Annotated in this window: 16 protein-coding genes and 2 pseudogenes; 10 read left to right on the top strand and 8 right to left on the bottom strand. The window is 63.3% G+C overall.

The annotated features are described in order from the left end of the window. Positions 1 to 115: 115 nt before the first annotated feature. A complete protein-coding gene (locus HLH27_RS12560; protein WP_182950378.1) occupies positions 116 to 1093 on the top strand; it encodes a FecR family protein in 978 nt (325 codons plus the stop codon). Between the two features lie 58 nt (positions 1094 to 1151). On the opposite strand, the gene HLH27_RS12555 is transcribed toward HLH27_RS12560, so the two are convergent. The 4 genes from HLH27_RS12555 to HLH27_RS12540 form a co-directional block, all read right to left on the bottom strand. Next, positions 1152 to 3566, bottom strand: a complete 2415-nt coding sequence (locus HLH27_RS12555; RefSeq protein WP_182950377.1) for a TonB-dependent siderophore receptor — start codon at positions 3564 to 3566, stop codon at positions 1152 to 1154. Positions 3567 to 3818: 252 nt separating this feature from the next. Then, positions 3819 to 4778, bottom strand: a complete 960-nt coding sequence (locus HLH27_RS12550; protein WP_275943914.1) for a FecR family protein — start codon at positions 4776 to 4778, stop codon at positions 3819 to 3821. Between the two features lie 139 nt (positions 4779 to 4917). Next, the gene (locus HLH27_RS12545) at positions 4918 to 5430 is read right to left on the bottom strand and encodes an RNA polymerase sigma factor (RefSeq protein WP_338029898.1); all 513 of its coding nucleotides are present in this window, start codon (positions 5428 to 5430) and stop codon (positions 4918 to 4920) included. A gap of 161 nt (positions 5431 to 5591) precedes the next feature. Continuing rightward, a complete protein-coding gene (locus HLH27_RS12540) occupies positions 5592 to 8186 on the bottom strand; it encodes a TonB-dependent siderophore receptor (RefSeq protein ID WP_338029897.1) in 2595 nt (864 codons plus the stop codon). 450 nt (positions 8187 to 8636) lie between these two features. Here HLH27_RS12540 and HLH27_RS12535 point away from each other — a divergent pair, with 450 nt between their 5' ends. From HLH27_RS12535 to HLH27_RS12510, 6 genes are read left to right on the top strand one after another with little or no spacing between them, the layout of a single operon-like run. Further along, positions 8637 to 9863 (top strand): PepSY-associated TM helix domain-containing protein, encoded by a 1227-nt coding sequence (locus HLH27_RS12535; protein ID WP_182950375.1) that lies wholly within the window; start codon positions 8637 to 8639, stop codon positions 9861 to 9863. Then, positions 9860 to 10093 (top strand): hypothetical protein, encoded by a 234-nt coding sequence (locus tag HLH27_RS12530; RefSeq protein WP_182950374.1) that lies wholly within the window; start codon positions 9860 to 9862, stop codon positions 10091 to 10093. The genes HLH27_RS12535 and HLH27_RS12530 overlap by 4 nt, the downstream gene beginning before the upstream one ends. Then, the gene (gene exbB / locus HLH27_RS12525; protein ID WP_182950373.1) at positions 10093 to 10821 is read left to right on the top strand and encodes a tonB-system energizer ExbB; all 729 of its coding nucleotides are present in this window, start codon (positions 10093 to 10095) and stop codon (positions 10819 to 10821) included. Before HLH27_RS12530 ends, exbB begins: the two co-directional genes overlap by 1 nt. 6 nt (positions 10822 to 10827) lie before the next feature. Further along, positions 10828 to 11322, top strand: coding sequence for a TonB system transport protein ExbD (exbD, locus tag HLH27_RS12520; RefSeq protein WP_182950372.1), 495 nt, complete (start codon positions 10828 to 10830; stop codon positions 11320 to 11322). After that, complete coding sequence (locus HLH27_RS12515) at positions 11319 to 12191, top strand: energy transducer TonB (protein WP_182950371.1); 873 nt, start codon at positions 11319 to 11321, stop codon at positions 12189 to 12191. Before exbD ends, HLH27_RS12515 begins: the two co-directional genes overlap by 4 nt. 37 nt (positions 12192 to 12228) lie before the next feature. Beyond that, entirely contained in the window at positions 12229 to 12750 is a 522-nt protein-coding gene (locus HLH27_RS12510; protein WP_182950370.1) for a Fur family transcriptional regulator, read from the top strand. A gap of 238 nt (positions 12751 to 12988) precedes the next feature. Here HLH27_RS12510 and HLH27_RS17085 read toward each other — a convergent pair. Both HLH27_RS17085 and HLH27_RS12500 read right to left on the bottom strand, forming a co-directional pair. After that, positions 12989 to 13123, bottom strand: a pseudogene (locus HLH27_RS17085) (IS630 family transposase); the annotation flags it as partial. Positions 13124 to 13313: 190 nt separating this feature from the next. Continuing rightward, a pseudogene (locus HLH27_RS12500) lies at positions 13314 to 14465 on the bottom strand (tyrosine-type recombinase/integrase); the annotation flags it as partial. A gap of 308 nt (positions 14466 to 14773) precedes the next feature. Between HLH27_RS12500 and HLH27_RS12495 the strand changes: the two are divergent. Next, entirely contained in the window at positions 14774 to 16126 is a 1353-nt protein-coding gene (locus HLH27_RS12495; protein WP_182950369.1) for an aspartate aminotransferase family protein, read from the top strand. 31 nt (positions 16127 to 16157) lie between these two features. On the opposite strand, the gene HLH27_RS12490 is transcribed toward HLH27_RS12495, so the two are convergent. Then, positions 16158 to 16586 carry a DOPA 4,5-dioxygenase family protein gene (locus tag HLH27_RS12490; RefSeq protein WP_182950368.1) on the bottom strand — a complete coding sequence of 143 codons (429 nt, stop codon included), beginning with the start codon at positions 16584 to 16586 and terminating at the stop codon, positions 16158 to 16160. Continuing rightward, positions 16583 to 17245 carry an NADPH-dependent F420 reductase gene (locus tag HLH27_RS12485; RefSeq protein ID WP_182950367.1) on the bottom strand — a complete coding sequence of 221 codons (663 nt, stop codon included), beginning with the start codon at positions 17243 to 17245 and terminating at the stop codon, positions 16583 to 16585. The genes HLH27_RS12490 and HLH27_RS12485 overlap by 4 nt, the downstream gene beginning before the upstream one ends. Before the next feature lie 215 nt (positions 17246 to 17460). Between HLH27_RS12485 and HLH27_RS12480 the strand changes: the two genes are divergently transcribed. Further along, on the top strand, positions 17461 to 17904 hold the full coding sequence (locus tag HLH27_RS12480) for an RcnB family protein (RefSeq protein WP_182950366.1): 444 nt from the start codon (positions 17461 to 17463) through the stop codon (positions 17902 to 17904). A 199-nt stretch (positions 17905 to 18103) separates the two neighbouring features. Continuing rightward, entirely contained in the window at positions 18104 to 19102 is a 999-nt protein-coding gene (locus HLH27_RS12475; protein WP_182950365.1) for an NAD(P)-dependent oxidoreductase, read from the top strand. The last annotated feature ends 3 nt before the right edge of the window (positions 19103 to 19105 follow it).

Here is a 19105-nt window from a genome sequence, read left to right as displayed (position 1 = left end):
AAAATTATCGGATCAGCTTGGAAAACGCATCCCGATCTCCGTCAAAGATTTATAGGGGAATACCATGCGCCTTACGGCGAATGCCTGTTCCGTGTCGTGATCCTGAAGGACTGTAATGGCGACGCAACCCGATCCGATCCGCGAGCGTGCCCTGAAGGAAGCGACGGACTGGCTGATCCTGCTTCAGGAGGAGCCTGACGATCCGGCGACCTGGCACCGTTTCCAGGCCTGGCGTGTGACGTCCGATGCCAACGATGAAGCATGGCGGCGTACGGAAAAGACCACGGAGATTGTGGCACGACTTCCCGTCGGCAATACAGGGAACTGGCAGCGTCGGCCGCGTGCTGTCGGGCCGGCAGAGCCTGCGTTGCCTGCTACCCGCCATTGGCCGCGCCGTCGGTGGGTAATGGCCGGCGTCACGGGGCTGGCGGCTGGCATCACCCTGATGCTGGGGGCTCCGGACATCGCGCTGCGCCTGCGCGCCGACCAGATCACGGGAACGGGCAGGATTGCCACCATCCACCTTCCCGATGGCGGGTCCATCACGCTTGGCCCGGCGAGTGCGCTGGCCTTCGATGGCGACAAGCGCCACGTTATCCTGCTGGCAGGCGAGGCGCTATTCTCCGTCACGCATGATGAACGCCACCCGTTTCTCGTGACGGCCGGCGCCTACCAGACCGAGGATGTCGGCACCGTGTTCGATGTCCGGCGTGATGGACAAAGTGTCGCCGTCGCTGTCAAATCTGGTCGCGTTCACGTGCGTGGCGGTAGCCTGCCGGCGGCCGGGCAGAATCTGAGCGAGGGGCAGGCGCTAGGCGCCGGCGCGGCGACCTTCCGCACGTCTGTTCCCCCCGATCAGATCGGGGTCTGGGCTGATGGCCTACTGGTGGCGAATGATGAACCGCTTGGGGAGGTCGTGGCGCGGCTGCGTCCCTGGCTGCGGGGAAAAATTGTCGTGTCGTCACAACTGGCGCAGCAGCCCGTCTCCGGCGTCTACAACATGGGCGATCCTGCTGCCGCACTGGATGCCATCGCCCATGCACGGCAGGCGCGCGTTCGGTGGATCGGGCCGTGGCTCGCCCTGGTCTTGTGAACCGGGGCGTCCGCCAGCACCGGAGCCTGCCCAAGTGCTTCGTTAATATGAGTATGGGCTACCAGCGATAGCCGATCTGCCCGGTCACGCGCCGCAGTTGCCCCCACGCACAGCTATCGCTTGAGGTGCAGTTGACGACATATTCCTTGTTGAAGGCATTCACGAGGCTGAGGCGGACATTCAGTCCCTTGAGTGCAGGACGGAGCGCACCGAAATCATAGGTCGCCCCGCCGTCGAAAAGCGTATAGGCCGGAACATGAAAGGAGTTCGCCTGATCCCCCATGGTGAATCCCACGTAGCGTAGCCCGGCATTGATCGAGAATCCGGGCGCAATTTCCCTGGGCAGCCTGTAATCGACCATCAGGCTGACCGTATTGCGCGGAATCTGCGTTGGAGACTTTCCTTTCAAAGAAACAATGTTACCGTTTATGTCCGTATCCGTCAGGTTGGTTCGGCTGTTTTCGGGGTCCATATAGGTATAGCTCGCGCTGAGATCGAGGCCCTGGGCAAGATTTGCGTTCGCAGCCAGTTCCACACCCCGGACCCGAACCTGACCGACCTGAAGACTGAAATTCTGATGATAGGGGTCAGTGACGAGAACATTGTTCTCCCGCAGGTCATAGGCTGCGGCCGAGAAGAACATCCTGCTATGGGGCGGCTGGTATTTCAGCCCCACTTCCCACTGCTTGCCCGACAAGGGCTGGGGCTGGGCGCCGCTGTAGATATTTCCAACCTGCGGATTGAACGACGTCGCGTAGCTGAAATACGGCGCCAATCCGAAATCGAATACGTAATTCACGCCGCCGCGCCAGGTGAAGGCTCGCGCGAACGTGCCACCGTAATTGTTCCAATCCTCTCGTCCGCCAAGGGTCACGTTCAAGCCTTTCCAGGCGAACTGATCCTGGAAATAGATCCCCTCCTGCTCGTAGTCGCTTACGTCACCGGAAAAGCTGTTTCCGATGTTTGATAAAAAGGTTTTCGTGGAATAGATATAATATTGTGGTTTGAGAAGGTTCAGCGACGGGGCGTTGAAATCCATTCCCCAGGTATCGCTTTCCTGCTGAACGCGAAAATCGACGCCGACCAGAACCTTGTGCTGCACGGGCCCGGTGGAGAAATCCATCTGCGCATGGCTGTCCATCAGGACCGCGTGTTCGTTGTCCCCGAGCATCATCGCGTAGCGGCTCAGTTCCGAGGTCTTGGGATCGAGCCCGAGCGAGAAGAGGTCGCTGAACCAGCCATTATTATGCTCGTAGCGGAAATTCTGATAGAATTGGATGAATTTGTTGAAGCGATGATAGAATATATATTCGAAAAGATGTGATTCACCGTGGGAGTTGCTGAACGCTGGGTCCCCGGTGAACGTATGGGGCGAATATCGGGGATAGGAACCTGGAAAGATCGCAGACATCGCCGGTCCGGCAGAATTCGCGCTCAGTTCCGGAATTGCGTTGTATTGTCCGATCAGCGTCAGATACGTGTTGTCGTCTATGTTCCAGGTCAGCTCCGGCATGATCGCCAGCCGCTTGTAATGGCTGTATGCGGTCTGGTCTCCTTGCGTGTCGCCGATGGCCACGACACGGTAAAGAAGCGTCCGATCCTTCGTCAGGGGGCCGCTCATATCCAATTGTCCTTCGTAGCGCCCATAGCTGCCGAAGCCGACATTGAACTCGTGGCGCACCTTTTCCGTCGGCCGCTTGAGGGAGACGTTGATGGCGCCGCCTGGCAGTGCCTGCCCATACATCACCGATGGCGGACCGCTGAGCGCCTCGATCCTGTCCATGAAGAAAGGCTCGACCGTCGAAGGCGACGTGTCGGCGATCAGGCCATCCATAAACGTGTCGGATTGGAAGCCACGCTGGTAGATATCATGCGAGTTGACCCACGGCAGCCCCCCGCCAGGCGGATTGGGGGCAGAAATCCCGGGCGTGTAGCGCAATGCCTCGATGATCGTCAGCGGCTGCAGATCGTCCATCTGCTGACGCGTGACGACATAGATCGATTGCGGCACCTTGATGATCGGCGTATCGGTCTTGGTCGCGGTGTTCGTGCGGGTCGCGACGAAGCCCTGGCCCGGGCCGTATGGTGCCTGCGGGTCGGATGCGGGATGCGTCTGGCCGCCCACGCGAACAGGACCCAGCGTGATGGTGGAAGACATTTTCGTCAGCACCACGGTTCTGTCGCCAGCCGGGAGAGCGGCCAGGCCAGTGCCCGCAAGCAGTTGTCCGAGCGCTTGCCTGGGCGTGAGGCGACCATGGACGCCAGACGTGTTCACCCCACGCAGAAGTGCCGAATCCGCCGTGACCTGTAGTCCGGCCTGCTGGACGAACCGCATCAGGGCGGCCGATAGTGGCTGCGCGGGGATATCGAAATTCCGGAGTGACAGTGTCGGGTCTTCCCGTTCCTGCGTGGTGGCGGCTTCAGCCGGTGTCACTTCGGTCGCCAGGGGATGGAGTGCGGCGAGAGCGGCCATGGCTGTTGTCACCTGAAGCAGGTGTGCCCTTCTTTTTCCGCCGTTTCGGTTGTTCTCTGTCCCTGGCGTCACCCGTTCGACTCCTCATGCGCGTTGCGGAGGGAGCGCCATGTGGATCTCGACCTTGTGGTTAAGAATTCCTTGCATTCGCATCTCCCTATCCGGAGACGTTCGGGCGAAAGCGTTTTCCAAAAAAAGTTCCGGAGAGAGCGACGGAAAGGTTTTTCCCGGCGCGGTCCGGCAACCGGCGGATTAGCGGACTACGACGATCCAGGGCGAAAGATGATGAATTTCGGCTCCGTGCGCCCTGGCGACGGCGCGCAGGGCCTCCTCTGGGGCAGTCAGGTCATAAACGCCGGTTACATGCCGTCCGGCCTGAGGCGAGGCCATCACCACGCGCGCTCCCAGCCATGGGCGCAGGCGATCCACCACTTCGCCCATCGGCTCTTCGTCGGCCGCGAGCAGCCCCTGGCCCCAGGCGCCGATATGGTCTGGCGCAATGGCGGCGCGGCGGGCGGTCTCCGGCCCAATAGTCAGGATCTCGCCCGCGCCGAGTTCCACACCGCCTGCCCGCACCGTTCCGCCTTCGACGCGCACCTGGCCTTCGCGAACCGCGACTGTGACATCGTTTGCGCCGCGCCGGATATCGAACGCGGTGCCGATATCGGTGGTGCGCACCGCGCCCGTTGTCACGGTAAAGGGATGGGCAGGATCGTGCCGCACGGTGAAGAACGCCTCGCCGGCCAGCAGCCGGACATGGCGTTGACCGGCTGCATAGTCGATTGCGATGGCGCTTTTCGGTGCCAGGCGGGCGGAATCACCATCGCCCAGGGCGATCTCACGCGTTTCGGCAGTGCCGGTGATGTCATCGGCCTGGAGTCGGAGGAGGGCGGTCGGGGCCAGAAGAAGCGCCACGCAGGCAGCCACGGCGAGGGCAGTGGCGGCACGGGCCGCCGGCCGTCGATACCAGCGCGGTGCCTGATAGCGCGGCACGTTGCGCCAGTCGCCGGTATTGGCCGGCGGCAGGCGGGCGATCAGGCCCGCAGTGCGTTGCATCGTGTCCCATGCTTCTCTGTTCAGGCCAGAGGCGGATCGCCATGCCGTGAACCGCGCGAGCATGTCCGGGTCATCCGGCTCTTCCTGCATGAGCACGAACCATGCCGTGGCCTCCTTCGAGGCCCGTCGCTTTTCCGGATCTGAGTGTGTCGCCATGCCTACCCTTCGGCGCGAGACGCCACGTCGCTCCGCGCGGTTGATCCGTATAGCCGGTCCCTCATCCATAAGACGACCTGGACCGGGTCTTTTCCAAAATAATCCTCCACGCTGTAGGACGCGGGCTGTGTGACGCCTGTCATGAACGGTTCAACCGCGCCTTGCAGTGCTCCAGAGCCTCGGCAACGAGCTGGCCGGCGCCGGACACGGAAATGCCGAGGAAGGACGCGATCTCGCGCAGTTTGCGGTCGCCGAAGCGGTGCATTTCGAAGGCGATGCGCGTGCGCTCGGGCAGTTCGGCGATTGCTGTACGCAGCCGGTCCATTTCCTCATGATCCGCGAGCGCCTGCTCGGCATCGGGCGGATCGGCGGCAACGGTGTCGGCGACGATATCGATCGGGTCGGGCGCGAGGTGCAGGCCCTCCCGCCGACCCCGGCGGCGCTCATCCAGGGCGAGATTGCGCACGATGCTGTAGAGATAGCTGCGTGGCGCGTGGAAGCTGCTCCGCCGGGATGCATCCACGAGCCGCAGCCATGCCTCCTGCACGATATCCTCGGCGCGGAACAGGTCGCCGGTAAAGCTGTTGGCGTAGTTCACAAGATCGCGGCGGTTTGCGAGGTACAGCGCCAGTAATGCACCCTCCTGCGTCACGCCACCTTCCTCCGCGCCCGCGCATGGCGGCGGCATGATCTCATGCCGCCTCGTAGTGCGAATAAATCTTAACTTCGGTTAGGCGAACGCGCGCGGGAAAGCAAGAGCCAACGAGAATATCCGGCCTGCGTTCACGGCGCAGAGATCCAGGGGCTGCCCCGTTACCAGCTATAGGAGAGATTGCCGTAAACGCGGCGGCCTTGTCCGATATAGCAGGAATAGGTGCCGCCGCAGGACGCGATGTAATATTTGTTTGTCAGGTTGGAAATGGCAAGTTGCGCACGCAGTCCTTTGAGCGTGTGGAGCGCCTGACCGAAATCATAATGCGCGCCGATATCGAACAGCACATGGGCGGGCACCTTGAAACTGTTGACCGCATCGGAATAGGTAAATCCGGTGTAGCGAACGCCCCCGTTGATTCCAAAACCCTTCAGGAACTGTGCTGGCGGCGTATAGTCCAGAAATCCTGACACCATATTGCGCGGAATACTTTCCACGAATTTCCCTTTTTCGGACACCACGTTGCCGGTGCTGCCATCAGGAAATTTCTGCGTGCTGGAAAGGTTGCTGTCGAGATAGGTCACGTCCTCATAGGTGTAGGACGCGTTGAAGCGCAGGTCGCGGGTGAAATTCGCATTGGCGGCAAGCTCGAACCCCTGCGAACGGGCCTTTCCGGCATCGCTGGAAAAGGAATCATGAAGCGGATCGTTGACCAGGAAATGATTTTCCTCGATGCGGAATGCTGCGGCTGACAGAAAGATATTGTGATCGGGGGATTCGTATTTCATCCCCGCTTCCAATTGCTTGCCGGTCAGGGGAGGAAACAGTTTTCCTTCCCAGTTTCTCTGGCCGAAGCTCTGCGGGACGAAGGAGGTCGAATAGCTGAAATAAGGGGCGAGGCCGAAATCGAATTTGTAGACCAGACCTGCCCTCCATGTGAACGCGCTCTGCGGCCGCGGCAGGTTGTGGCTTTTCGTCAGGATGTAAGTACTGGTCGCATTTTCGTTCGATCCTGACTCGGTATATCCGTGATAATTGATCCAGTCCTGACGGCCGCCGAGAATCACGGAAAGCCCTTTATATTTGATCTGATCCTGAAAATAGACACCTTCCTGAAAATAGGAGGCGTTGCTTCCATAGACATAATTGAGACAGGTCGATGAGTGAATGTTGATGCACGGAACATAGTTGCTGTGCGGATCATAGACGTTCACGAACGAGTAGCCATCTGATCCGGGATATCCGTTATATCCCGGCGTGTCGTCGGACGTGGTACCGTTCTTGTCATCATATTCACGGAAATCGGTGCCGACGATCCAATTGTTATGCACCGGGCCAATGGAGAATTTCCCGCCGACTCTCGTGTCGAGGCCAACGGTCGAGGCGCGTCCCCCGCCTTCGTAGGCGCCGCGTCCGTAAAGGTCTGGAAGGATGATAACCCCACGCGTGAGTCTCTTTTCGAAGTCTTCGGATCGTTCCCATCGCAGGTTCTGGCTGAAATCGATCCAGCGATTGAAGCTGTGCCGAAACTGGTATTCGATCAGCGCATCCTTCTGGCCGGACACGTTCCAGTTCGGGTCGCCGAGAAAGCGGCTGCGGGGGATGCGCCCATAGTGATTGACGTTCAGAAGGATGGCGGGTGGAAGCTGTGTCCAGTTCGTGCCGTCTCCCGGTGTGTACATATAGGAGCCGACCAGCGTGAGGCTGGTTTTCGGGTCGATATCCCAGGTGATGGACGGCAGCACGCCGACCCGGTGATAATCCACATGATCCGTCTGCGAGCCCTGTGTCACGCCGATTGCCGCGATGCGGTAACGCACGCTGCCGGAGCGGTTGACCTTGTCGCTGACATCGAAGGTCGCTTCGTATCGTCCCCAGTTGCCAAAACCAAGCGTGGCGTTATGGAGCGGCGTATCGGTCGGTTTTTTCAGGGTCATGTCGATGATGCCGCCGGGCGTGCTCTGGCCGTACAGCACCGAGGCCGGGCCGTTCATGACCTCGATCCGTTCCAGAAATGAGGTTTCCCCGGCGCTAGCGGAATAGGAGCGCAAGCCATCGACGAATTGCGCGGTATTGAACCCGCGCTGCTGGATCGCGCCGGGATTCTGTCCGCTGGCCGGGCCGTTGCCGAAGGCACCGAACGCCTCGACGCTGACGCCCGGCATGTAGCGCAGGGCCTCCATGACGTTCTGGGGTTGCTGATCGATCATCTGCTGCTTGGTGATGACGTGAATCGAATTCGGGATTTCGATGATCGGGGTATCGGTTTTTGAGCCAGCCATGGTGCGGGTGGCGACATAACCCACCCCCGGGCCGCCCGGATCCTGACGGGAGGACAGATTGCCCCCGATACGAACCGGGCCCAGGGTGATCGCCGCGGCCAAGGCCTGGGTCAACACGATGGTGCCGCTTCCGGCAGGTGTGTATGTCAGGCCGGTGCCCGAGAGAAGCTGCCCGAGCGCCTGGCGGGACGTGAGGCGCCCATGGACGCCCGATGTGTTCACCCCGCGCAGAAGCTCTCCGCCCGCCGTGATCTGCAAGCCGGATTGCTTTCCGAAGCCCATCAGCGCGGAGGCGAGAGGCTGCGTGCCGATATCATAGGTGCGCGTCTCCTGGCTGGCTGCCGCGACCGTGCCGGTCGTCTGGGAGAAGGCCGGCGCCGCAAGCGCCAGCGTGGCGGCCGCCGTGGCTGCCAGCAGCAATCCGTTGCATGTCGTTTTCCGGTCATCCCGCCGGGTCTCGGTCGATCGCGTCACCCTTTACGCTCCTCATCTGCGCCTGCTCGCGCGTGTATTCCGGGTGCGCTTGCCACGTATTCCCACAGGTCATATTGAGAATACCTTGCATTCGCACCTTCCTATTAGGCATCACGATGGGGTGGAAGATTTTTCCAATGAAATTCGGTCGGAAGCCGGTTTTTTTCCGAACGTGGCGCGGGTGTGGCTTTCGAAGCGCGGCGTAAAATGGACGTATCTGCCTTCGCCGGATGATTTTTCTCCGTCAGCTGCTGGAAAACGCGCCCTCTCTATCGTCTTGGATAATAGAGGCCTGTTCTGGCGGAGCCGACGATCGCTGGGACCGGCCTGGGTTAAAGGCCCAAGGGTCAACGCACCCGTGGAGGCAGGGATGGAAAGGTGGATTTTGGTGATGTGTGGGTCGTTCAGTTGCGAACGAGACTTACCCACATCCGTCGGATGCGCGGCGCAATGACCACGGCCACGCTTCGCCGCTGGTTCGTCGTCCATAAATGGACGAGCCTGGCCTGCACGCTGTTCCTGCTGGTCGTCTGCGTGACGGGCTTGCCGATGCTGTTCTCCGAGCAGATCTGGGACACCTTTGTCGGCGACGACGATCCACCTTACGCGGTGCTGCCGCCCGGTACGCCGAATGCCAGCCTCGATGTCATCGTGGAAAACGCCCGGGCACTGTATCCCAGCCATATCGTCACCCAGGTTTCGCCGGACGATGACGAGCCGGCGGTCCTGGTTTCCATGGCGCCAAGCTGGCAGGCCCTGAAGGACGACGAGAAATTTCCCAATCGCCATTCCGGCCACTGGATCAAGTTCGATGCCCGCACGGCAAAGGTGGTCGAACAGTCGCCCCCTGCCGACAAGCCCGCCCCCCGGACCTGGACAGGGATCATCCTGGGCACATGCACGCGCCTGCACATGAATCTGTTCGCGGGCCTGCCGGGTGCGCTGTTCATGGGGGCGATGGGGGGGCTGTTCGTGGCGTCCCTGGTTTCGGGCACGGTCCTTTACGGCCGCTTCATGAAGCGGCTGCCATTCGGCGCGGTGCGGCGGGACCGGGCGGCGCGCCTGACCTGGCTGGATCTGCACAATCTGCTGGGTGCCGCCACGCTGGTCTGGGCGCTGGTGGTCGGCTTCACCGGTTTCATCAACGAACTCCAGACCCCGCTTTTCGGCCTCTGGCGCGTCACCGATGTTCGCCAGATTCTCAAACCCTATGCAAACCTGCCGGTCGCCGCGCAGGACCATCTGTCCTCTGTCCAGGCAGCCTTTGACGTGGCGGCCAAGGCGTCCCCCGGCAACGAGGTGACGGGCCTGGCCTTTCCCGGCGCCCCCTTTGGCAGCCCTGTCCATTACGTGCTGTGGACGCGGGGGGCGACGCCGCTGCGGGCGCGACTGTTCACGCCGATCCTGGTCGATGCGCGTACGGGCGAACTGACGGGGGCCTATCCGATGCCCTGGTATCTGCGCTTTCTCGAAATTTCCCGGCCTCTGCATTTTGGTGACTATGGCGGAATGCCGCTCAAGATCCTCTGGGCGTGGCTGGATCTGGTGGTGATCGCCGTCCTGATCAGCGGCATCGTGCTTTGGGCGGCCAAGCGGAAGGTGGCGACCGACACCCGCCTTCGTGCCCTCGGGTTCGATCTGGACAGCGAAACGGTGGTCATGGAGGCGCTTCCATGAGCCTGCTTCCCCCTGAATCGCTTGCGCCTCAGCCCGCTCGCCGCGCCATTGCCGTCTGGCCATGGCCGATCATGCTGGGTGTGCTCACCTTGTTTGGGCTGTTCTCAGCGCTGCTCGGCCAGCGCGGCATCTGGCTTCCCTTGTCCTGGGCGGCTCTGTCCATCCCTCTCATCGTGGCCTTCACGTGTCTTGCACGGGCCTTTCTCGCGCCGTCCTCTGGAGGTGGCTGATGACTCCGATTTCGTTTTCTCCGTGGGAGATGTTCCTCAATGCCGGGCCGGTGGTCCGGTGCGTGATGACCCTGCTGGCCGTGGCCTCGCTGCTGACCTGGACGATCCTGATCGCCAAGTCGGTCGAACTGCTCCGTATCCGCCTGCAACTGAACAGGGCGGAACGTGCTCTGGCGAATGCAGGCACGCTCGATCTGGGCGAAGAATGGACCCGCGAGCATGGTGGCATCGCCCATCGTCTGGTCATGGCGGCCGAAGCGGAGCGCAGGCAGTCGCACGATATTCCCGACGACCGGGAAGGGCTCAAGGAGCGTATCGTCCTGCATCTGGAGCGGTTGGAGGCCGCCGAGGGCCGCCGCCTGATGGGCGGCACCGGCCTGCTGGCCACCATCGGCGCTACCTCGCCCTTCATCGGCCTGTTCGGCACCGTCTGGGGCATCATGACCTCCTTCACCGGCATCGCGGCGAGCAAGGCCACCAGCCTGGCGGTGGTCGCCCCCGGCATCGCCGAGGCCCTGCTGGCCACCGCGCTGGGTCTGGTCGCTGCCATCCCGGCGGTGGTGATCTACAACCACCTTGCCCGTCAGTCCGCCGCCTGCCGCGCGCAGGTGGCCGACCTGACGGCGCTGGTGATGCGGCTGGTCTCGCGCGATCTGGGACGGATGCAGGCGCTGACCGCCAGCGGGCAGGTGGTCCGGCTCGGCGCGTCCCGCATGGCCGGGGAGTGAGCATCAATGATCCGCATCCGCCACGCCGATGAAAGCCCGCATGAGGCGAGCGAGATCAATGTCACGCCGTTTATCGACGTGATGCTGGTCCTGCTGGTGATCTTCATGGTCACCGCCCCGCTGACCACGGTGAACGTGCCGGTGGACCTGCCGTCCTCGACCGAAAAACCGGCGCCACGGCCGGACGATCCGGTGTTCCTGACCGTCAAGGCCGATCATAACCTGGCTCTGGGTGAGGACGATATCACCGCCGACGCCCTGCCGTCGGCACTGGCCACCGCGACCAAGGACAACAAGGACGAGCGGATCTTTCTGCGCGCCGACAAGAGTGTCGATTACGGCACGCTGATGGGCGTGATGGATAAGCTTCGCTCCGCCGGATACCTCAAAGTGGCGCTGGTCAATCTACAGGGTCAGGAAGAGGGCAGTGAGGCCGGCATGTCGTCTGTTCCCGCCGCAGGTTCTCTCGCAGCGTCCCCCGCGCCGGGCGCCACGCCATGAATGGCATGGCGGACATTGCGGAGACGGGAGACGAAGCGATGGCCGGGGCTCCGTTTTCCTTTGCCGACTGGCAGAAGGCACAATTGAACCGGACACAGCGCGAGGACGCGATCCGCTGGGGGCTCTCGTTTCTGACGGTTCTCGCGGTGACTGCCGGCGCGGTCTGGTGGATCATGCGCTTGCCGCCGCCGGTCATGCCCACGCCGGAATCCCCCCCGGCCGCGATTGCGGTCGATCTGGCGCCCGAGCCGATCTCCACTCCGACACCGCCGACCGATGCCGCTATCGGCCCACAGCAAACGCTCTCGCAGGTGATCCCGCAGCCCGATCCGCCGCCCAAGCTGACGGCCCCGCCGTCGCCCGCGCCCAATCCCCCAGTTCCGGTGCCCAAACCCGAAAAGCCTAAATTGCTGAAGAAGAAGGTCAAGCCCGTCCCGAACCAGAAGGTGAAGGCGCCGGACAAGCTGCCGCCGGCGACCGAAACCACGGCCCCGCCATCCTCCGATGTCCCTCCGGCACCCACGCAGGCGGCCCCGGCGCCGGGTGCGTCCTCTACCCATGCCTCGCATGATCCCGTGACCTGGCAGGGCGCGCTGCTGGCGCGGCTGGAGCAGTTCAAACGGTATCCGGCGGAGGCGCAGGAAGACCATCAGGAAGGCGTGCCCACTGTCACCTTCTCCATGGACCGCAAAGGTCATGTGCTGTCGGTGCGGCTGGAAAGCAGTTCCGGCCACGAACTGCTGGACCAGGAAGCTGTGGCGCTACCGAAACGCGCCGATCCCCTTCCGTCCCCCCCCGATGACGTAAAGGGCGACCCCGTTACCCTCACCGTGCCCGTCGAGTTTTACCTCAACAAGGACCGGACCTGACATCGGTTGCCGGTCATGCCGTCCGAGGAGAGTTGCCATGAATGTCCTGTCCGAACGCCGCCGGTCTCCGCCGACGCTTCACGCCATTCCCGCCCGCTATCGTGCGGATCGCCAGGCAGTCCACGGCCTGCGTGCCCGTTGTGCCCAGGCGGGGATCAAGATGACGGATCTGCGTGACGTCCTGCTGCATGGCCTTCTGCGCGCGGGGGACGAGGCGTCGGCGATCGAGATCTGGAAGACGATAACTGAAATGACCGGCGGCAACGCGCCCAGTTGCGGTTCGCTTCAACGCAATCTCAACATCATGACCGATCGCGGCGTCCTGGTCCGCAAAGGTGGTCTCGACCGGGTGTGGCGCTACAGTATCGCATCGGACACGCGGGGCATGGCAGACGACGAGCCGCCGCTGGTGATGTTCCTGGAAGCGGGGACGGGCCGCAAAACCCGTTGTGACTTGCCCGAGGTCGCGGCCTTCTTGCGCCAGCTCTCGATGGAGCGGGGACTGACGATCCGCAGCGCCGCCATCACGCTCCTGCCGTCCGGCGAACAGTGCGCCTGAAACGGTGACAGTCCTTCGCCGGGCTGGAAAGCCGTCATCCCGAGCGTCTTGCTGAATAAGGCCCGCGTGATGGGCCCGGGCTGATTTCGGAGTGAAGCTGGTCGCTCTTTTTGTGCGCCGGCCCGTCACGGCCATGTTGCCGCCGGTCTCCGACCTGCCCGATGTCAGCCTGCCGGTGATCTCGGTCTTCGCTTCCAGCGCCCGGGCCTCGCCCGAAACGATGGCCCGACTGGTGGCGCCCTTCATGCACGAAGGGTGCAGTCATACCCGTGAGGCGCAAGCCGGCGATGCAAGTCGTGGTTTTCCAATGGCCATGAGGAACGCCAGCCCGATAGCGTTCTCCGCGTACAGCGCGACCATGCAGGCGGGCTATCTGGAAGGTACAACTGCAATAACTGCAATAGGTTGACGAGGCATTTTGGCAGCAAGTGGTCTTTGTATCCCGCCGATACCGTCACGCTGCCAGCCCCTTCAGCCCGGCCCGCCTTGTCCTTTTCATTCAGCAGAAACGCGATCTTGTCGTAGGTGCGGCTGACGGCGAGCTTCAAGGCTTCGTCGATATGCACATAACCTTGGGTTACACTCTGCGCGGCATGGCCGAGAAGCGCCCTGATCGTCAGTTCGGAGAAACCAAGATCACCCGCGACGCTGCCGAAGGTGTGCCGTAGCGTATGTGGTGTGACACCTTCGATGCCCACCGAAGCGCAGAGTCTCTCAAGGCAGGCTTTCGCCGCTGTATAATGTCCTTCACTGATATCGGACGGAAAGACATATGGAGACTCCTTGCGGATTGGCTGGTTCTGAAGAACCTGCATTGCGGCCGGTCCGATGGCTCGAATCTGGGCGCCGCTCTTGGTGTCGGCGAAATCGATATGGCCGCCCTCGGGACGAACCCATGCGCGCCGCATCCCTTGCGCTTCGGAAATTCGGAAGCCGGTCAGCAGCAGGAAGCGTACGATTGCCAGCGCAATCGGGCTTTCCCCACCATGCTGCGCGTAAGCCATGGCGCTGCCGAGCTTCTCGATCTCAGCAATGCTCAGCCTCCGCTGCTTCTTATTCCCCGCAAGCCTGCGTGCGCCCTGACAGGGGTGAGCGGCGATCTTATCAAGGCGCGCAGCGTGACCGAGAATACTTTGGAGAGTGGAAAGTGCTCGGGAGGCGACACCTGGCCCGCCGGTCGTGGCGCCGCCTCGCTTGGTGCTGCGGGGTTGGGCCGTTTTTCCGGCCACGATGTCGGCCTGCATTCCCTCTATATCGACCACTTTAACCGAGTGTACTAGCCGCTTGCCAAGGAGTGGTTTGATGTGTGTCTCGATTCGGCTCTTGTCCATCGCGAGCGTCGATGCTTTGATCGGTCGATGTCGGCGACCGGTGATCCGCCCGACCGTGGCTTCTTGTAGATACCAATCGCAAAGGGCGGCGATCGTGATTTGCTTGCGCGCCTCGACCTCCTCTGCCGGGTCTTTTCCGTGAGCGAGCAGGCCCAGCTTGATCTTCGCAAGATCGCGGGCTTCTTCGACGGTGATGGCTCCGAATCGACCGAGCCCAATGCGTCGGCTGCGATCGTCGGCATTGCGATATTGCAAGATGAAGGTCTTCAGGCCAGAGGGAATGATTCTGACACCGAATCCTCGCAACCCGCTGTCCCAAAGGAACGCTTGCCCTTTCTTTGGAGCCTTCAGGGCGTCGACAGCCCGTTTTGTCAATTTCGCCATGGCGCTTCCCCGTCACCGCGCTTCCTGCTTACGTTGTCGAGGTCAGCGACGGAATGTAAGCATTTTGTAAGCGGATGGTTGAAAACCGGAGCAAATCCGGGCGCACTACAGAGCGGGAGGTTTCGCATAACATATTGTTTTATAGTAAAATATGGGAGTCAGGCGAACCCCGGCGTAGGGTTCCGCCAATTTTTCCAAGGTTGGGGTCGTGGGTTCGAATCCTATCGCCCGCTCCAGATTTTCGTTGAAAATCAGTCGGATACGAGAAAGCCACCGCAAGGCGACTTTCGTCGTTCTGGGGGGTGAACATGACGTCCGCGAGGCAGCACGCGACGATGGTCAATGCCTTCGATCCCAGCCGGGTGGCGGAACGCGATGGCGAGACGGGCGACATGATCGCGCGGCGGATGCGGTTGCTCGGCCCGGCCTATCGGCTATTCTATGAAAATCCGTTGCGTATCGAACGCGGCAGCGGCGTGTTTCTGTATGACCAGAATGGCGAGGAATATCTCGACGCCTACAACAATGTCGTCGGGGTGGGGCATGCACATCCGCGGGTCGTGGAGGCGATTGCGGCGCAGGCCGCGCGGCTGTGTACGCATACGCGCTACGTGCAGGAGCCCATCCTGCGCTATGCCGAGGCGATTCTGCCCGGCTTCGGCGGCCAACTGGCCGCTGACGGCCATATCATGTTCACCTGTACCGGGTCGGAGGCCAATGATCTGGCGCTGCGTATCGCGCAGCATCGGACCGGCAGGAACGGGGTCATTATCACCTCCGAGGCGTATCACGGGAATTCGTTCCTCACGGCGGGACTCTCGCCTTCGCTGGGGCGTCGTTCGCCGCTGGGCCAGTGGGTGAGGCAGGTTCCCACGCCCGATTCCTATCGGATTCCGCGCGACACGATGGTTCCGTGGTTTCTCGAACAGGTGGAACGGCAGATCGATGATCTGGAGCGGCATGGCAACGGGCTGGCCGCGTTTATCTGCGATTCCATCTTCTCATCGGACGGGATTTACGACGCGCCGGCCGATCTGCTCGCGCCTGTGGCGGACCTTGTCCGCAGGCGTGGCGGGGTCTTTATCGCCGATGAGGTGCAGGCCGGATTCGGGCGCACCGGTCGCGCCTTCTGGGGATATCGCCGCCATGGCGTCGACCCCGACATGGTGACGATGGGCAAGCCGATGGGCAACGGCTTCCCCGTCGCGGCGCTGGTCGTCCGTTCGGACATCGTTGCCGGCTTTGGGCGGGATATACGCTATTTCAATACGTTCGGCGGTAATGCGGTAGCGATCGCGGCCGCGCAGGCCACGCTCGACATCCTGCGGGAGGAAAAGCTGCCGGAGAACGCGGACCGGGTCGGCGATTATATCCGTGCCGGTTTTGCGCGATTGCAGGGGCGCTTTCCGGTCATCGGCGATATTCGCGGTGTTGGCCTGTATGTCGGGGTGGAGATGGTGACGGACCCGGTGAGTCGGGAGCCGGACGGCGCGTTGGCGGCGCGGATCGTCAATGGCCTGAGGGACCGGCATGTCCTGATTTCCGCGACGGGTGTGCACGCCAATATCCTCAAGATCCGTCCGCCCCTGGTGTTCACCACCGGGGATGCGGACCGGTTGCTGCTTCATGCCGAAGCGCTTCTCGAGGAACTGGCCGGGTAGGGGAGTCCGGCTTCCGTCGGCAGGATGGTTCTCAGACCGGCAGGGGCCGGGCCGGTTGGGTATTCGCAACCCCGGCTCCGTCGGCCTCCGGTGCGTCCTCCGGCAGGCGTTCGACCAGCAATGCGCGGCGGGGGCCGAGCCATGCACCGTCGCGCAGGTGGTCGCGGCGGGGGAAGCGGGTGTTCGGGTGGATCAGGATGCTCAGGTCCTGATGATTGAGCATCAGCCAGGGTACCAGCGTCGCGAACAGGGTGGTCTCGAAGGCGACCTGATACATGGGCAGCGTATGCGGCCCCACCGGTGCCTCGTGCCAGCGGCCGAGGCGCACGACGAAGCGCTCGGCGATGGCGGTGCGCAGGCGTTCGGCGGCCGCGCGCTGGTCCGGGCCTTCGAAATAGACATGGGCATGGTAGCTGGCGATCGTCCCGGTCAGGCGGATCGGCTCGGGTGTCAGCGTCATGCGGCCTTCCATTGGGCGGTGCGTTCGGGCCGGGCCTCGGCCAGGGCTTTTTTCACGCCGGCAATGTCCAGGTCGGCGGCGTAGACCGGCGTGCCGGGCTGCTGGCGCCAGGATTCGTCCAGCCTGCCGGCATCGACCGGGTCGAAGCCGAGATCGTTCACCAGGTCCAGCACGATGGCCTTGGCCGTGGGGTCGTCGCCCGCGACGGGCAGGGCGATGCGGCCGTGCGTTCCCTGTGGCTTGCCGTTTTCCAGCAGGTGGAGGGAGTAGATAGTGTTGAAGGCCTTGATGACCGGGTGGCCGATCGTCTGCCCGACCCAGCGGCTTTCCGGCGTTCCGTCCTCGATCGCCGCGATCCGGCCGTCCCGCTGCTGGGGATAGTAATTGCCGGTATCGACGACCGGCAATGCGGGCGGCACGTCCGCGAACAGGCCGTGGGGCAAATGGGGGACGTTCTTCTCCGGGATTGTCAGCACGATCAGGTCGACATCCTTCACCGCCTCGTGCGGCGTGACGGCCGTGGCCCCGGTTTCTGCCGCGAGGTCGGCCAAGGTCTCGGGGCTTCGGGAATTGGCCACCAGGACGGTATGGCCCAGCCCCGTCAGGCGCCGGGTCAGGGTGCCGCCGATATGGCCGGCGCCGATAATGCCGATTTTCATATGCGTCTCCGTTGGCTGACCGCGGGTTGTACCTGTTGAGCTATGAACGACGGGGCGCCGGGACAAGGGCCGCTTCGGAAGCGGCTGCAAGAAGGCTGTCGGTCATTCATTGTCGCGCCTTTTTTCCGAACATTTTGTAACTTGGGACGGGGGATTGTGTCTGGATTTCGCCACAAGTCGGCAACATGCTCCGGGACCTGTAAAAGGAGATTCGGGTGAAAACAAAACTGATTGCCGGTCTGGTCGTGAGCTGCCTGGCCTTGGGCACCTCGGGCGCCTATGCCGACCAGCGGGGGCCCGACAGACCGGGCGGGCCCGGTGCCCATGACGGGCGTGGCGGGCCGGACAACCGTGGCGATAATCGCGGCCGGGGTGGCCCGGGCGGCGGTCCCGGTGGCGGGCACGGCTATGATCGCGGGGGGCCGCAGAATGGCGGCGGCCGGATCTGGCGGCGCGGGGACCGTTATGACGGCCCGCGTTCGGGCATGTGGGCGGTGCAGGATTGGCGGCGCTATCGCGGCCTGTATGCGCCGCCGCCGGGATATTACTGGGTCCAGTATGGAAACCAGTTTCTGCTGACGGCGCTGGCGACGGGCATCATTTCCAGCGTGATCGCCAGCTCCTACGGGGCCGGACCCATGGGACCGGGCCCCTACTGAGCCCGGGCCGGAGAGGGCCTGCCGCTTCGCGCGGCAGGCCTTTGCCGGATCGGAAGGGGCGCTGGACCGGTCGCGGCGGCGGCTGGTCGTGACGCGAGTCCATTCGCTTTATCAAAGTGCTGCATCAGTATTTCTGGATTGTCGTGCTCTTTTCCCGGGCGTTAAGCGAAGAGGCGGCGCAACGGGAAAGGATGGGGCGATGGCTGTGGAGTGCGTGGACACGCGGTTGCTGCGCGCCGTCAACCAGGCCGGGCCGCGCGGGACCGCCGCGTTCGCGCGATTTTCGGACCGGATCGCGCTGAGCGAAGCGGCGCATGATGCGCCGGCGCCCTGGGATGTGGCGGGGGCGGATATCCTGGTGACGGGCCCGTTTGCCGCCTGGAAGAACGCGCCCGCCGACCCGCCGCCGGGCTGGGGGCGGGGGCCGCGTTGGGTGCAGATCGTCTCGGCGGGGGTCGATGCGTTTCCCGACTGGTTGCTGCGGGATCGGGTCGTGACCTGCGGGCGGGGGAACGCGGCCGTGCCGATTGCCGAATATGTGCTGGCGGCGCTGCTGTTGCACGAGAAGCGTTTCGATGCCCTTCGGCCGGCTTCGGCGGCCGAGTGGCGGGCGCAGGCGGGCCCTCTCCAGAGGGGGGTGACGCTGGGGTCGCTGGAGGGCAGGACCGTGGGCCTGGCGGGGTACGGGGCCATCGGCCACGCGGTGGCCGCGCGGGCTCGTGCCTTTGGCATGCGCGTGCTGGCATGGCGCAGCCGGCCGTGGACGGCGGAGGAGACGGCGCTGGTCGAGCCCGCTGCCAGCCTGGGCGAACTGGCGGCCCGGGCCGACCATCTGGTGCTGGCCCTGCCGCTGACGGCGCGTACCCGCAACATCGTGGACGGGCCCTTGCTGGCCGGGGCGAAGCCGGGGCTGCATCTGGTCAATGTCGCGCGCGGCGGGCTGGTGGATGAGGCCGCCCTGCTGGCCGCGCTGGATGCGGGACGGATCGGGGCGGCGACGCTGGATGTGACGAGCCAGGAGCCGCTGCCGGACGGGCACCCGTTCTATCGGCATCCGCGCGTCCGGCTGACGCCGCATGTCTCGTGGTCGGGGCCGGAGGTGGCGGCGGCGGGGACCCGGCGGATCGAGGAGAATATCGCCCGGTTTCTGGCCGGCGAGCCGCTGCTGGATGTCGTGGACCCCGTGCGGGGATATTGAGCG

Origin of the sequence: Gluconacetobacter takamatsuzukensis (assembly GCF_014174275.1) — a bacterium.
Classification (GTDB): Bacteria; Pseudomonadota; Alphaproteobacteria; order Acetobacterales; family Acetobacteraceae; genus Gluconacetobacter; species Gluconacetobacter takamatsuzukensis.
This window is presented reverse-complemented; position numbering and strand designations above follow the sequence as displayed.

Excerpts from the sequence above, each read along its gene's own strand:
- exbD (WP_182950372.1), top strand. The coding sequence starts at position 10,828 with ATGATCCGCATCCGCCACGCCGATGAAAGCCCGCATGAGGCGAGCGAG.
- HLH27_RS12495 (WP_182950369.1), top strand. The coding sequence starts at position 14,774 with ATGACGTCCGCGAGGCAGCACGCGACGATGGTCAATGCCTTCGATCCC.
- HLH27_RS12515 (WP_182950371.1), top strand. The coding sequence starts at position 11,319 with ATGAATGGCATGGCGGACATTGCGGAGACGGGAGACGAAGCGATGGCC.
- HLH27_RS12550 (WP_275943914.1), bottom strand. The coding sequence starts at position 4,778 with ATGGCGACACACTCAGATCCGGAAAAGCGACGGGCCTCGAAGGAGGCC.
- exbB (WP_182950373.1), top strand. The coding sequence starts at position 10,093 with ATGACTCCGATTTCGTTTTCTCCGTGGGAGATGTTCCTCAATGCCGGG.
- HLH27_RS12530 (WP_182950374.1), top strand. The coding sequence starts at position 9,860 with ATGAGCCTGCTTCCCCCTGAATCGCTTGCGCCTCAGCCCGCTCGCCGC.
- HLH27_RS12555 (WP_182950377.1), bottom strand. The coding sequence starts at position 3,566 with ATGGCCGCTCTCGCCGCACTCCATCCCCTGGCGACCGAAGTGACACCG.
- HLH27_RS12510 (WP_182950370.1), top strand. The coding sequence starts at position 12,229 with ATGAATGTCCTGTCCGAACGCCGCCGGTCTCCGCCGACGCTTCACGCC.
- HLH27_RS12535 (WP_182950375.1), top strand. The coding sequence starts at position 8,637 with ATGACCACGGCCACGCTTCGCCGCTGGTTCGTCGTCCATAAATGGACG.
- HLH27_RS12490 (WP_182950368.1), bottom strand. The coding sequence starts at position 16,586 with ATGACGCTGACACCCGAGCCGATCCGCCTGACCGGGACGATCGCCAGC.
- HLH27_RS12475 (WP_182950365.1), top strand. The coding sequence starts at position 18,104 with ATGGCTGTGGAGTGCGTGGACACGCGGTTGCTGCGCGCCGTCAACCAG.
- HLH27_RS12485 (WP_182950367.1), bottom strand. The coding sequence starts at position 17,245 with ATGAAAATCGGCATTATCGGCGCCGGCCATATCGGCGGCACCCTGACC.
- HLH27_RS12560 (WP_182950378.1), top strand. The coding sequence starts at position 116 with ATGGCGACGCAACCCGATCCGATCCGCGAGCGTGCCCTGAAGGAAGCG.